This is a genomic window from Bacteroidia bacterium, from assembly GCA_027493955.1.
In the GTDB taxonomy this organism is placed as follows: Bacteria; Bacteroidota; Ignavibacteria; order SZUA-365; family SZUA-365; genus JAOSJT01.
Map to the genome: position 1 here is coordinate 4,555,329 of JAOSJT010000001.1, position 13,500 is coordinate 4,568,828.

The window sequence follows — 13,500 nt, forward strand, 5'->3', positions numbered from 1 at the left end:
CCGACATGATACGGCTGCTGCTTCCGCTTCTGCTCCTGCTCGCTATTCCTTTTGCCGGGAGAGGCATGGCGCAACAGTATGGGGGAACGGATCAGCGCGAGTTACGAGGCGTGTGGCTTACAACGCTGCTTGGTCTCGACTGGCCGCAAGCGTCGCTACGCGGCAACATCGAGGCGCAGAAAAAAGCACTGCGCACCATACTCGATGATGTGCGTCGCAAAAATTTTAACACCGTGTTTTTTCAGGTGCGTTCTCGCGGCAACGCGCTGTACCGTTCCACGCTGGAACCCTGGTGTTCCGAACTGACCGGTACGCTGGGCAAAGATCCCGGCTGGGATCCACTGGCGTTCGCGATCACGGAAGCGCGGGAGCGCGGTCTTGAGCTGCACGCATGGTTCAACGTCTTCCGTGTCTGGAGCGCAGGTGCGCCGCCACAAAGCAGCCCGCCCCATCTGGCTCTTGCGTATCCCTCGTGGGTACGCCGTTTCGGTGATGATCTCTGGATGGATCCCGGCATCCCGGAAGCGCGTGAGTATACGTTGCGTGTCATGGAAGAGCTTGTCCGCAACTACGATATCGACGGCATTCACCTGGACTATTGCCGTTATGCGGACCGGGGCTTCGACGATGAAGCCACCTGGCGTCGTTACGGAGAAAACGGGATGACGAAAGACGACTGGCGGCGAAACAATGTCAACGCACTGGTGGAAGCCGCCTACAAGCGTCTCAGCGCGATACGGCCCTCCCTGATCGTCGGTTCTGCCCCCATCGGCATATACCAGAATTTACCTACCGCCCGCGGCTGGGAAGGACGCAACGCAATTTCTCAAGACTCACGCGCATGGCTCGCCGGCGGGTATCACGACTATGTGGTTCCGCAAATGTATTGGGGCCTGTCGCGAAACGGAAGCCGCATCGATTTCGAGGCCCTTGTCGCCGATTGGAGCCGGAATGCGTCCGGACGTCATGTCCACGCCGGTGTGGCTGCCTACAAGGAGGATATCCATCCGCATCTGGCTGAACATGTGGATGCGGCACGCGCGCAGGGAGCCAGCGGAGTGGTGTTTTTCCGTTATGAGCATATTCGCGATGCGGGATTTTCCGGACGGTTCGACAGAAAAATGCTGCCTCCGCCACTGACATGGAAGGACGCGATTCCACCCAATCCCGTGCGCAACCTTCGCCGAAGTCCCGATGAACATGGCACGCGATGGAGCTGGGACGCACCTCTCGCCGCCCCGGATGGGGAATCCGCGCGGTGGTATGCGGTCATGGAGCGCAGAGACGGCGGCAGGAGGGTGTTGCGTGAACTTCTACCCGCACATACGACGCATTTCGTTGCAGGCGAGGCAACGGCGGAGATACGCATACTCGCAGTGGACCGCGCCAGGAATCTGAGCAGGGATGACGAAGAAACGCTGGTTGCCACGACGAAGCCGGTTGCGCACGGACGTTCGCCCGAGGCGCGAGCGGCTCGGGCGGTATTCGTCGCCGACGACCTGATGCTGCTTGGCTACGAACTTCCGCGTCCCGCGCATGTGCGATTGCGTCTTTTGGATGAAGACTCTGCGGAGCTTGCGTTGCTGTACGACGGCTACGCGGATGCCGGTGTGCATGTGCTCGGTGTGGAACTGGATAAACTCGATGGCGAAGCCGCGCACACAGTCTTTGAATCTGGTGAGCTGCGTGTTGTATTGCCGGTTGTTTCGTACCAGCCATAGCCCAATCTCAGGTAAAAGCGCGTAACTTGCTCTTGTGATTCCGAGAAGTCATACGGAAAAGCGCGTACTTTCGGCACTTGCACAGGCAGCGCCGCCGGATGCCGTGCTTCGTCGCTGTGCGGATGCCGCGCATGGGACGGCATTGTATCGGTCGTTGCTCGTTCGCGCGACACTGGCGCGTGAGAATGGAGCGACGATTTTCGCGAAACTGCTCGACGAGGGTTTGTATGCCATTCCGGATCCCGAGCGCGCACTCCTGCACCTCGAGCGCGTCGTAGACGCAGCGTTCAATGTTGCCTCTGTCGTTGAGATGCTCACGACGCATCCGCGCATCTTCGGGGCGTTGCTGCGTCTGCTCGCGGCCTCGGAATGGATTGCCGATACTCTGGTGCGCGACGCCGAACTGCTGCGCTGGCTTCTTCTCGAAGCCGGAAACGAGGAACGAAGCATCGCGGCCATGAATACCGAGGCTGTCGTCATCGCCGGTCGATTCAACACCGTTGCAGGTCAACTGCGTGCGCTGCGTCGTTTCCAGCGACGCGAGCTTCTGCGTATCGTCTCCTCCGATGTCCTCGGTATGCGTGAAATGACATCAGTACTGCGGGAGCTTTCCGCGCTCGCCGATACCATCGTCGGAAGAGCATGGATGATGGCCGCGGCAACCGTTGAACAGTGGCACCAGATCCACATCGCTGTTCCCGTCGTGATTCTTGCGCTCGGTAAACTCGGCGGGGGAGAGCTGAATTACAGCTCCGACGTTGACCTTATGATCGTGTACGACGCAGCCGGGCATCCCGATGCGATAGTCATGCATGATGTGATCACCGCAGCTGTGGCGGAGATGGTCCGATTGCTCTCTGAACAAACGGCGGAAGGACAGCTGTATCGTACCGATCTCCGTCTCAGACCGGATGGCGCCGCGGGTCCGCTGGCAATTTCGCGGCAGGCCGCATTGAATTACTATGAACAACGGGGAGCCGACTGGGAACGGCAGATGTTGCTGCGCGCCCGCGTATGCGCCGGTGATGCGGATCTGGGCCGTTCCTTCCTCCGCGAGCTCTATCCGTTCATTTTCCCGCGCACCTTTCGTCGTCTGCCGTCGGAAATTTTTTCAGAGACCATGGCGCGGCTCGCCGAGCGCTGGGCGAATGAGGACAACGTCAAACACATGCGCGGCGGCATTCGCCACATAGAATTCACGCTCCAGGCCTTGCAGCGCGTTCACGGTGCCAACGATGGCACGGTGCTCACACCATCCACCCTTGCTTCGCTCGACGCCTTGTCCGAACGCGGATATCTGACCTTCGAAGAGCATGCACTGCTGCGCCGTGCGTATCTGTTTCTCCGCAGGGTAGAGCACGCCATCATGGTCGATCGCTTCGAGCAGACGCATGAACTTGAGGAGGGCGAAGACCAGCGGAACCGCATCGCCTGGCTGTTGGGATTCGAGCATGGCGAGGAGCTGGACAGGCAACTCCAGGAAGTGCGGAATGATGTTGACCGTATTTGCTCCGATCTCATGATGGTGCGCGAGCAGCAAGGCCACGCCGCTGAGCGGAGTGACGGAGCTTCCTCTTCGTCCTGTGTCCTGCCGGGACCCTTGCTTCGCGATTTGACGGACGGACGCAGCGAAAAGGGAAGGGATTCTATCCATCGTGATCGCCTGCATGCGCTTCTTCCGCAGTTGCGTCAGGAAATTACTTCCGAGCGCCTTCCGCTGACCTGTCTCACGGCGCTGGAGAACCTGATGCACAGAAGCACCTATCCGGGCGAGATTATCACTCTGCTGGAACAACACCACGCTCGGAGTATCCTGCTTCGCCTTGCCTCCCTCGCTCCGGTCCTTTTGCGCATGTTCGAAAATGATCCCTTCCTGCTGGAACTCATGTTCAGCGGCTGGAGCACCGATCTCGGACACGAGCGGCTGAAGCGCGTCAGTGAGACTGCGGCAATCGCTCATTTACTTATGGACGAAACCGACATCGCGCACTGCGGTGAGAAATTGACGCAGGTGGTGGATCACATTCTTGGCGATTGTATCACTAGCACTTCCGCCCGTCAATCAGTGTGTGTGATCGCGTTGGGGAAATATGGCAGCCGCGAGCTCATACCCGGCTCCGACCTGGATGTCGTTTTCGTGCACGACCACGAGTCTGTCGGGACGGAAGAAGCACAATCGTCGGTCCGCTCCATCATTCACCGGATGCAGCAGGCCGGATATACGGTGGACGCGAGGTTGCGCCCTGAAGGCGCCAGTGCGCCGCTCTCTGTTTCCCTCGCTGCCTGGGTGGACTATATGCACAGGCGTGCCTCACTCTGGGAAAAGCAGTCTCTGTTGCGGGCTCGCGTCCTGGGGCCGCCCGTGCTTCGGAAGCAGGTGAACGAACGCATAGACAACGTCCTCGGCTCGTTCCGCTGTACGCGCGGTGATCTGGAGGCGATCGACGCCATGCGCAGGAAAATGGAACCCGAGAATCGCTTTCGGCGGGAGGATTTCATCGACATCAAGCGCTCACCAGGTGGCTTGGTTGATGTGGAGTTCGCCTGGCAGATGTACTGTCTCACGCTTGCCGTTGCGGACCGCCTGAAAGCACGGGCCGCAACGATCAATCCGGAAGGGATGCCACACGACCTTCGTGCGCCTTTCGATCGCATGCTCCCGCGTTACCACGATCTTCGTGTGCTGCAGTTGCGCCTGCGCCTTCTTGTTGAAACGCCGTCGAACCTCTACCCGTCCGATGAGACGCATCGCGCCCTTCTCGCTTCTGCCCAGTCGTTCCCGCATTGGAGGCAGCATCTCGATTGGTTGAAGACAGTAATGCGGGAAATCCGGGAGGATTATCATCGTATCAGAATGGCTCTTCAGTCACGTTTGGAAAAGCAGTCGGAACAATCGGAGTAGCTAGCACATGGGCGACACGGAAGGACAACGCTTCGCTATGCGTATCGAGTACGACGGTACGGACTTCGTCGGCTGGCAGATTCAGAACAACGGGCGCTCGGTGCAGGGCGAACTTGAACGGGCTCTCGAACAAATCTGTGGTGGAAATCCCCGCGTGCATGGTTCGGGAAGAACCGATACCGGCGTCCACGCGGAAGGACAGATGGCACATGTGGATCTCGCCACGCGTCTTTCACCCGTACAACTGCGAAACGCGCTCAATGCCGAACTCGCTGAAGACGTCACCGTTCACGACGTATCCATCGCAGCAGCGGATTTTCATGCCCGACATTCCGCTTCCTCGCGCTCGTACACCTACGCGATTGCACACAGACGTATCTCCATCGACCGTCGCAGGCAATGGATGCTGTATGCGGGTTTCGATCACGATGCCGTGCGTGCTGCGATTCCGCTCCTGCTGGGCGCGCATGACTTCACCACGTTTTCGAAATACGCCCCGGAGCAGAAGCATCACTACTGTTATATATTCGACGCGCGATGGGAAAGCGACGGATTGCGATCTCTTTTCCATATCACCGCAAACCGTTTTCTCCATGGTATGGTGCGCTGTATCGTCGGCGAACTCGCCCGCATCGGAAGAGGGAAATGTTCCCCCGAAGACCTCGCGCATCTCCTCGCCGCTCGCGACCGTACGCTGGCACCCATGCTCGCGCCCGCGCAAGGGCTGGTGCTGCGGGAGGTACGTTATGATGCGGGGGAACGCGCGCTCGTGACCGCCGTGATGAACGAGCTTCGCGGGTCGGACGCACCGGACACCGAATCAGATTCGTGAGTCGGTGCAGGCGTATCACCAGCGTCGTTTCCATATCTTCCGACCGTCGCTTTCGAATATCACCGCTCCCTCGATGTCGGTTCTGTGAATCCGGATACCCGCATCCTGTAAACGCTTCAGCACGTCGTATTTCGGATGCTTGAAGTGATTGAGCCGCCCGGCGCAGATGATTGCATGCCTCGGGCGCACGACGCGCACCAATTCCTGCGATGTGCTCGTGGTGCTGCCGTGATGTCCGACCTTGAGCACGTCCGCCCGAAGCAAGGTGTCGTAGCGCTGAAGCATGCGGCTCTCCGCTTCGACGTCGGCGTCGCCGGTGAACAGCCACCGTGTCCGGCCGTATTGCAGCATGGCGACGATCGAAGTGTGATTCCCCGCCTCGCAGGCAACGCTGTCAGCTGGCGAGAGTACGTACAGCCGCGCTGCGCCGCCGAGCTCGATCACATCGCCCTCGCGCGCGTCCCGCAGTAACGCCCGCTCTTTGCGAATTGCTCGCAGCAAATCCTGCGCCTCGTCGCGCTCCGGCCAGGCGCAGGTGATCAGCACCTGTTTCACCGCCACGGCCTCCAGCACCGCCGCGGCTCCGCCGATATGATCGTTGTCGGGATGCGTGAGCACCATCACATCGATGGTGTCGATACCGAGCCGCCGAAGATACGGGACGATGACGGTTGTGCCGCTGTTCGACGATTGCGATGAGGGACCGGTGTCGATGAGGATGGTGACATCGCCGGGGAGTTGCACAAGAGTAGCGTCTCCCTGTCCGACGTCGAGAAAGGTGATGACGGCGACGTCCTTCTCAGGCGGGCGAAGCGCATTGTTCAGGAAAAGTATGCCGAGCAGACACAGAAGCAGCAGCGCGAGCTTCTGCCGCAGCCTGCCCTCCCGATGCGCAAGCCAGACGACGGACGAGGCGTACACGAGGAGAAACCACCATGGCAGCGTCCCCGCGCGAAGCACCGCCCAGGGTTGCTCCGCGCTCCATTTTGAAACGAGCAGAATCACATCGAGGCAACCGGCCGCCGTGTGCGAAAGCATCGAGGCGATCCACGGCCATAGCGAGGCGAGCATGGCGGCGAGCATGCCGCAGCAGACGACCACAAAGACCAGAGGCACGGCGACGAGATTCACCGCGAAACCCACAATACTGAACTCCCCGAACAGCGGCAGCGTGAGCGGCACCGTACACACCTGTGCCGAGGCCGTGAGTGCGAGCAGCGAAACCGTCGTCTCGACCGCGCCCTTTCTCCAGCGCTTCGGGAGCAGTTTCAACACGGACCGCTTTATGCGCTCCTGAAACAACAGAATCCCGAACACCGCACCGAACGAAAGCTGAAAGCTCAGCCCGAACAAGGCGAACGGATCTATGAGCAGTATCATCGTACCGGCTACCGCCAGGGAGTTGATGGTCGTATTGCCCCGCTGCACGATGCGGCCCACGACGAAGAGACTGCTCATCATCGCGGCCCGCTGCACTGGCGGCGCGAAGCCCGTCATTCCGGCGAATATCCACACCGCCGCTATGGCGAGCACTCCGCGTATGCCGAAGCGCAGCCTCTCGAGCGGGATCAGCACCATGGTCACGATGATGCCGGCGTGCAGTCCCGATACGGCGAGAATGTGCATAATGCCCGACGCCCGGAAATCATCCAGTACATCGCGCTCGATGTCGCCCCTGTCCCCGAGCAGCAGGCCCCGCATCAGAGCCAGATGCTTGTCGGCGAATAGAATTTCGAGCTGCTCGTTGATCCAGTTCCGAAGCCCGTGCAGAGTTTCCTGTACGAACCCCGGAGTTTCGTAGGCCGTCACCGAAAGATCGCTGCCCTTCGATACTCCAAAGGTCGCTGTCATCCCTTCCTGCAGCAGCATATCCCGCGCATTGAAGGCCCACGGATTGCGTGCCGGACGCGGGCTCCGCAGCTTGCCTTCCGCTCGTATGCGGTCTCCGGGACGCAGGGGCAGCAGCGTATCGCCGGCGACTAAGCTGCTCCGCGTGTAATACAGCATGACCGCCTCACCGGGAGACAGAATACCGGTATCCGTTATCAACGTATCGCAGCGGAAACGGAAGGACTGACCGGACGGCGTGCTCCGCGGCGAAGCAAGCACCACGCCGGCGACAGCGACCTTGGGGCGTTTGTCCGCCGCCTCGAGCATGCCGCGCGGCAGTGATTCCAGGCGTGTGGACGCAAGGCACATACCGCTCACAATCAGCAGCATCCCGAGCGCGAGATCGCGCAGCGGCGCAAGGGACAGGTAGCGCAGCGCCGCGGCCCAGAGCAGCACAGCGGCGAAGAGCACACCCGCCGCGGGCGGCAGCAGCAGCACCGAGGGTACCGGCTGTTGATGGATGAATACTATGCCGAGCGCCAGCGCGGCGAAAAATCTTACCGCGGGATATCCCGCAATGATGCGAGGCGAAAGAAGCATGACCGGACTCCCTGCGGTCGGTGGCAAAAACATCTACGGAAAGTACGCATCAAACGATACCGATGCGAGAGCAAAAATCATGACCTGCGAGGTGAGGAACTATCTGAACCGGAATGAAGCTCCCACCAATTTGCCGATCCTCTTTCGAGAGCCTCGGCTGAGGTCCACTCATCCGGAAGATCAGTTTTACCACGGTCCGACGTGGAGCAGAAACAATACGTCAAGAATGAAATATGCCACTGAAATATCCGCAACTCACTTTGTGCCCAGCAACACCACGCGTTCCGTGATCGTACCTGCTGCCGTATGTGCGTTGATGAAATAGACGCCTGGCGGCAGCATTGCCGTGGAGATGGCAATTGGTCCATTCATGGATTGTGCGCCGTGAAATACCACCTTTCCAAGCACATCGGTCATATCGATGTGGGCGTCGCGCACATCGCAATCCACCGTGATATTGCTGGTACCGGAGGGATTGGGCCAGACGCGCAGTCGAGGACTTTCCGGCGGATCGTAGCTCGCCTGCAGCGAGGTCGTGTTGCTATCCGGAATATAGGACGAAAGGCCTTCGTCTCGACCAATAAATATCTTGTCGCCGAGAGTAGCATATGATACGACTGCGACGTTTGAGGAAGTTGGCTTTTGACAGCGCAGCGTCAAATCTGGGTTATAGATCAGAAAATTATCCCAGAGGGCGGAAAAGATCACCGACGAAACACCAAATGCCGGAGGTTGACCGGTCGTTAGCGGATGCGTCTTGTTCAAGGATGGCTCGAATCCACGGGGTGTTCTAAGCAATACATACCAGGTACTATTTTCGAAATATATATTACCAAAGCGGTAATGCACTGAACGAAGGCGCTCAGGACGAAAATCAGCAGCGATGGGAACGGTACTCACGAACCTTATCTTGCCGGATGCCTCGATGTGATAAAACTGCAATTCATTAGCGATTCTTGACCCAACGACAATGGTATCGCCGTAGCAATCAACAGGACCGACACCTCTGTTCCAGGACTCGATCAAGTTGAGAGAGTCAACGAGTACTACATCATCATACACATGCTTGAAACTGTATATCGCTGCACCGTTACTGATGATAAAAACACTGTCATTGACCTGTCCGATCCGGTGTGTCTCGCATGCCCAACGTATGTCGCTGTATTTCAACAGTGGTATGCTGTCCAGAACAGTCTGACGCTCGGAGACCGTCCCGGTAAAATCGAGTTTCAGGAAGCGAATGGTCTCGCCGCAATACCAACTGACGACAATGAGTGAATCGAGCAGGAGGGCGTCGGTAATGTGTGCATTCGCGATGTGCGGGTTGAGAAAGAATGGATCACTACGGAATCCAAACAGGATTTCTCCGGTCCTGAAATTAAAGTGATACATGTAGCTGAACCATTGGGAGAGGCAGGTACTGTCCGAGGTTGGTTTCACGAAGCCGTTTCCAGGGCCGTGATCGCTCGTGCGATAATAACACGTCTGGGCCACAACATCTGTCGCTATTGTCAAATGCGCAAAAATGACGGAGACGAATAGTAGCGCAAGACAGCGGGTAGTACACGAAATGTCGGTGCCCGCTCTAAGACCCGTCTTTTTCCTGACAGCATTCTCCACCATCATCTCGTGCCGACACGCGCGATGCCGAGTTTCCGTCGAAGTTCGTTTGCGGCAATTGTACCTGAGAGAGGGCATTGCTATCTCCGTGCGATGAGTATTTTGAGAAAATGACGCATCCGTATTAAAAAGGGCTCAACTGAAATATCCGCAACTCACTTAGTGCCTAGCAACACCACCCGTTCCGTGATCGTACCTTCTTCCGTATGTGCGTTGATGAAATAGATGCCTGGCGGCAGGAAGGCGGTGGGGATAATAGTTACGCCGGTACCTGCTTGCCATGCTCGAAAGACGATGCGTCCAGTCTCATCATAAAGGTCGAGGGCTGTGGTGGTCTGATCGCTGCGTACTGTGATCATACCGCTGGACGAGGGATTGGGCCATACTTCTATCCAAGAGCGGCGAGTTGAGAGAGAAGGCGAGGCAATGGATGTGGTGGTCGTGTCACGTATCCATGTCGAAATGCCTCCCGAGTTGGCTGTGAACACCTTGTCGCCAAAAATACCGCTCGCCAGAGCACCTGGTGAGACAACCGGGCTTTGGTTGCAGAGCAGGTTCAATTCCTGATCATAAACCCAAAACTCATCATTTACGCAACCGACTATGATTACCAGATTTTTCCCGAACAGCGGTTTCGTCTCCCGTAAGGTCCAATCCTCGGCAATGCCGGGTGCGAGTTTGAACCTTTCGGGAGTTCTCAGTAGAACATACCAAAATGCTCCATCGGTCCAATAAAGGTTACCGTGACGCAAGAATACATCATAAACAGATGATACAGCTCTATCGATTTCGATCGTTGCAGATTGGGAAATCCTCCCTACCCCGTCGACATAATAGAAACGGGCATCATGAGACTCAGATGATACCACGACGATGGTATCTCGATACAAATCCAGAGCCGACCACGATCCTTGAATTGCCATTGAGTCTACGCAAACAACAGAATCAAAACTGTGGAGGAAACTATAGATTCTCCCTCCTCTTCCGCTAATCAGAAAAACGCTGTCATTCACGGCAGATAATTTATAATACGGACCACCGAAAGGATTTCCGGAGTTCTTGAGCATCGGGATCTGATCCAATGCGGAGGGTATCTCGGATACAACATCAAGATAGTCCATTTTGAGTACACGATACATTGCGCCCTCGTCCCAGCTCACGACGAACAGAGAATCAAGCATGAGAACCTCCGAAACTGAGGCGATAACATTATCAGGGTAGGGAAGAAGCGCCTCGGTGTTGAAACTGAAAAGAGTATCACCCGTTCTGTAATTGTAATAGAGTAGCGTGTCGAACCACTGTCCGAAACATGTCGAATCCGTCATTGGTTTGACAAAAAAATTTCCCCAGACGTGTTCGTCGGTTTTTCGGTAACATGGTTGCCCTTCTACAACACAAGCGAGACACATCGTGGAAAGGAGAATTACGATGAGGAGTCTGGATGAACGCATTCGAATGCTTCGTGTATAATTATTGAAATAGCATGACTAAATCCGATAAAAGAAATCACCTCAAAACACAAGCATCACGAGAAGTACCGCGTATTTGGAGAACCTAGTCAGAAAGTTGTTGAAAATCAAGAATCGAGTGCGTTCCCGTCATGGACACCTTAAAGTCCTACATCTGAAATCAGTCCCACCCGCCTGATCCCTTACCAATTTCATTCCCCTGATCAGGTCCGATCCAGATGCGTTCCCTCAACACTGCACGTATCTGCATATCTCCGGCACGAGATCCGTCAGCGATTGCATGGCAGCGAAATCGAAACCCTTCCGATTGCCGAAAGCGAACAGCGGTACAGGATTGCGCGTGTGCGTCTTGATGCTCAGCTCTTCCATATTGCCGTGGTCGCTGGTGACGAGCACAAGCGTGCGACGGAGGTCCACTGTCTCGTACACGCCCCGCAGCAGTCCGTCGAATTGTTCGAGACAGTGCTTCGCGCGTTCGAAGCTCTGCTCATGCCCGGCCTTGTCCGTCATGAAATATTCGAACAGCGTAAACGCGTGCTCGTCGGCCACGCGCGCAAGTACGGCGCCCGCCTCGCGTGGAGTAATTACCGGCGCATCGGGGTGACCAATATGAGGCCAGCGTTCGGCAGTGATGTCCGTGGAGACGGAGGTGCCCGCTTTGAGCGAGCGGATATCGCGGAAGGGAATATCCGAAGTGAGCGCCGCGTACATCCCGGCCACCATGCGCTTGCGGGGCCCCTCGAGATAATCGAAAAAGCGCTGCGGAAAAGCGTTCGCAAGCGCGGCCGGTCGCTGCGGCATCGCGTTGCGCAGTCGCGCAAAGATGCTGTGCTGCGCGACCACCGGTTTCAGGGTCGAGTAGATGTAGGGACCAAAATGCTGCCCGATCATGCGGGCTGTGTTCAGTCCCGTGTACAGGGCCGATTGACCGGTTCCGCTTTGAGGCAATCCCTTTACACCGAGTCGGGCGTTCAGCGGCAGGTAAAGCGCGTCGCTTCCTTCATAATCCCTGCTGCGCAGCGAAGGCAGATTGCCGTCAAGCAGCTCCTGGAGAAATAGGGGAGGAGAAGCGAAGAGCGGATTGCGCGAAGCGTCGCGCACCCCGATGCCGACACCGTCTAAGAATATCAGCAGAACGCGGGGCGATGTGTCAATCGTCGCCGGCCGCGTCATGATACTCGTTCTTGCTTTTCAGCATGACGGTGACGGGACCATCGTTGACCAACTCCACATCCATCATTGCGGCGAATTCCCCGGTCCCTATTCTTTCCACGCCGAGAAGCCGCCGCAGTTCATGGACGTAATGATCGTACAGGCGCTCCGCTAGGATGGGCTCGGCCGCATGCCCGTAGCTCGGCCGGTTGCCCTTGCGCGTGTCCGCGTGCAGCGTGAACTGCGACACGACAAGAATCTCCCCGCCGATGTCCTGCACCGAGAGATTCATCTTTCCTTCGCCGTCATTGAAAATGCGCAGTTGCGCCGTCCGCGACGCCAGGTACGCAGCCTCGGCCTCTCCGTCTCCATGCCTTACCCCCGCCAGCACGAGCAGTCCTCTGCCGATTGACCCTGTGATCCGGCCGTCAACCGTTACTTTCGCTTGCGATACGCGTTGTATGAGGAGGCGCATTTTTTTTTGCTGGTAGAGGGTGAAGGGTAAAGGGGTGAAGAGGAGGATCGTGAAAAGGTAAAAAGGTGAAAAGGAAAAAAGGTAAGATGGTAGGATATTATGACGTTGTATTTTTATCAACTCATCGGTTCGGCACGAATCGAAAGGTAAGGGCGTCTTACCCCGCCACGGCGAGTCTTCGACTTTTCACCGTTTCACCTTTTTTCCTTTTCACGATTCACGATTCCCGATTCACGAAAACAACTTTCGTTTAATCATATCCATCTCCGTGACGATGCGCAGGAGAAGCAGATTTTGCTCCTGTTGTGCCATGGGATAGTAGTACTGTTCGGTTTCCTCGATGTAACGGAAGGGATTGCGCTTGACGCCGAATTCCAGGCAGCGATAGTTGTCCAGGCGTTCGGCGAATTTGATAATTTTACAGTCGAGACTGCTGAAACGCAGTCGTTCTATATACCGTGTGTCCTCCTCTTCCCGTTGCGCACCGGTGAGGCGAAGGTTTTTCGTCAGTACTTCCACGATGTAGGAAATGTACGGGCTGAAATTGAATTTGAGTACTTCTGCAGTGATGATGTCCGAATCTTCGAGTACATCGTGCAGCAGCGCGGCGGAGATGACATCGGCATTGATATACTCGAGCTCACGGATGATGATACGGGCGACGCGTGACAAATGCCAGAAATAGTGCGCACCGTCGTTACGCACCTGAAAAGCATGCACATGCGTGGCCATTTCGAACGCGCCGAGAATGGTAGTCAGCTCCACGGGATCCACGCGGGTACTGACGTCCTCTATCAACTCCTCGCGGGTGTACTGGGTTTGGTTATAGTGTGGTAATGCTTCCTGCATTCGCAATACAGTAAAAAAAACGGGACACCGCGTCGCGGTGCCCCGTTGTA

The 13,500-nt window shown here is 56.8% G+C and carries 9 protein-coding genes; 3 read left to right on the plus strand and 6 right to left on the minus strand.

From position 1 onward, the window contains the following. The first annotated feature begins 5 nt into the window (after positions 1 to 5). The 3 genes from M5R41_17330 to truA are packed head-to-tail and all read left to right on the plus strand — an operon-like array spanning position 6 to position 5,455. Positions 6 to 1,721, plus strand: a complete 1,716-nt coding sequence (locus M5R41_17330) for a family 10 glycosylhydrolase (GenBank protein ID MCZ7558168.1) — start codon at positions 6 to 8, stop codon at positions 1,719 to 1,721. 34 nt (positions 1,722 to 1,755) lie between these two features. Then, positions 1,756 to 4,623 carry a hypothetical protein gene (locus M5R41_17335; protein MCZ7558169.1) on the plus strand — a complete coding sequence of 956 codons (2,868 nt, stop codon included), beginning with the start codon at positions 1,756 to 1,758 and terminating at the stop codon, positions 4,621 to 4,623. Between the two features lie 7 nt (positions 4,624 to 4,630). Beyond that, positions 4,631 to 5,455 carry a tRNA pseudouridine(38-40) synthase TruA gene (truA, locus tag M5R41_17340; protein MCZ7558170.1) on the plus strand — a complete coding sequence of 275 codons (825 nt, stop codon included), beginning with the start codon at positions 4,631 to 4,633 and terminating at the stop codon, positions 5,453 to 5,455. Between the two features lie 15 nt (positions 5,456 to 5,470). Here the strand turns inward: truA and M5R41_17345 are convergent, their stop codons facing one another. From M5R41_17345 to M5R41_17370, 6 genes are all read right to left on the minus strand, one after another. Then, positions 5,471 to 7,885, minus strand: coding sequence for a DNA internalization-related competence protein ComEC/Rec2 (locus M5R41_17345; GenBank protein MCZ7558171.1), 2,415 nt, complete (start codon positions 7,883 to 7,885; stop codon positions 5,471 to 5,473). 255 nt (positions 7,886 to 8,140) lie between these two features. Then, the gene (locus M5R41_17350) at positions 8,141 to 9,505 is read right to left on the minus strand and encodes a T9SS type A sorting domain-containing protein (GenBank protein ID MCZ7558172.1); all 1,365 of its coding nucleotides are present in this window, start codon (positions 9,503 to 9,505) and stop codon (positions 8,141 to 8,143) included. 155 nt (positions 9,506 to 9,660) lie between these two features. Next, complete coding sequence (locus M5R41_17355) at positions 9,661 to 10,686, minus strand: T9SS type A sorting domain-containing protein (GenBank protein MCZ7558173.1); 1,026 nt, start codon at positions 10,684 to 10,686, stop codon at positions 9,661 to 9,663. A 516-nt stretch (positions 10,687 to 11,202) separates the two neighbouring features. Beyond that, positions 11,203 to 12,147: a peptidase gene (locus M5R41_17360; GenBank protein MCZ7558174.1), complete on the minus strand. Its 945-nt coding sequence runs from the start codon at positions 12,145 to 12,147 to the stop codon at positions 11,203 to 11,205. Further along, a complete protein-coding gene (gene dtd, locus M5R41_17365; protein ID MCZ7558175.1) occupies positions 12,125 to 12,601 on the minus strand; it encodes a D-aminoacyl-tRNA deacylase in 477 nt (158 codons plus the stop codon). Before dtd ends, M5R41_17360 begins: the two co-directional genes overlap by 23 nt. Before the next feature lie 231 nt (positions 12,602 to 12,832). Next, the gene (locus tag M5R41_17370; protein MCZ7558176.1) at positions 12,833 to 13,450 is read right to left on the minus strand and encodes an HD domain-containing protein; all 618 of its coding nucleotides are present in this window, start codon (positions 13,448 to 13,450) and stop codon (positions 12,833 to 12,835) included. Positions 13,451 to 13,500 lie beyond the last annotated feature (50 nt).

What these genes read in the sequence shown, in the direction of transcription:
- M5R41_17330 (MCZ7558168.1), top strand. Translation starts at nt 6, where the DNA reads ATGATACGGCTGCTGCTTCCGCTTCTGCTCCTGCTCGCTATTCCTTTT.
- truA (MCZ7558170.1), top strand. Translation starts at nt 4,631, where the DNA reads ATGGGCGACACGGAAGGACAACGCTTCGCTATGCGTATCGAGTACGAC.
- M5R41_17345 (MCZ7558171.1), bottom strand. Translation starts at nt 7,885, where the DNA reads ATGCTTCTTTCGCCTCGCATCATTGCGGGATATCCCGCGGTAAGATTT.
- M5R41_17355 (MCZ7558173.1), bottom strand. Translation starts at nt 10,686, where the DNA reads ATGCTTGATTCTCTGTTCGTCGTGAGCTGGGACGAGGGCGCAATGTAT.
- M5R41_17360 (MCZ7558174.1), bottom strand. Translation starts at nt 12,147, where the DNA reads ATGACGCGGCCGGCGACGATTGACACATCGCCCCGCGTTCTGCTGATA.
- dtd (MCZ7558175.1), bottom strand. Translation starts at nt 12,601, where the DNA reads ATGCGCCTCCTCATACAACGCGTATCGCAAGCGAAAGTAACGGTTGAC.
- M5R41_17370 (MCZ7558176.1), bottom strand. Translation starts at nt 13,450, where the DNA reads ATGCAGGAAGCATTACCACACTATAACCAAACCCAGTACACCCGCGAG.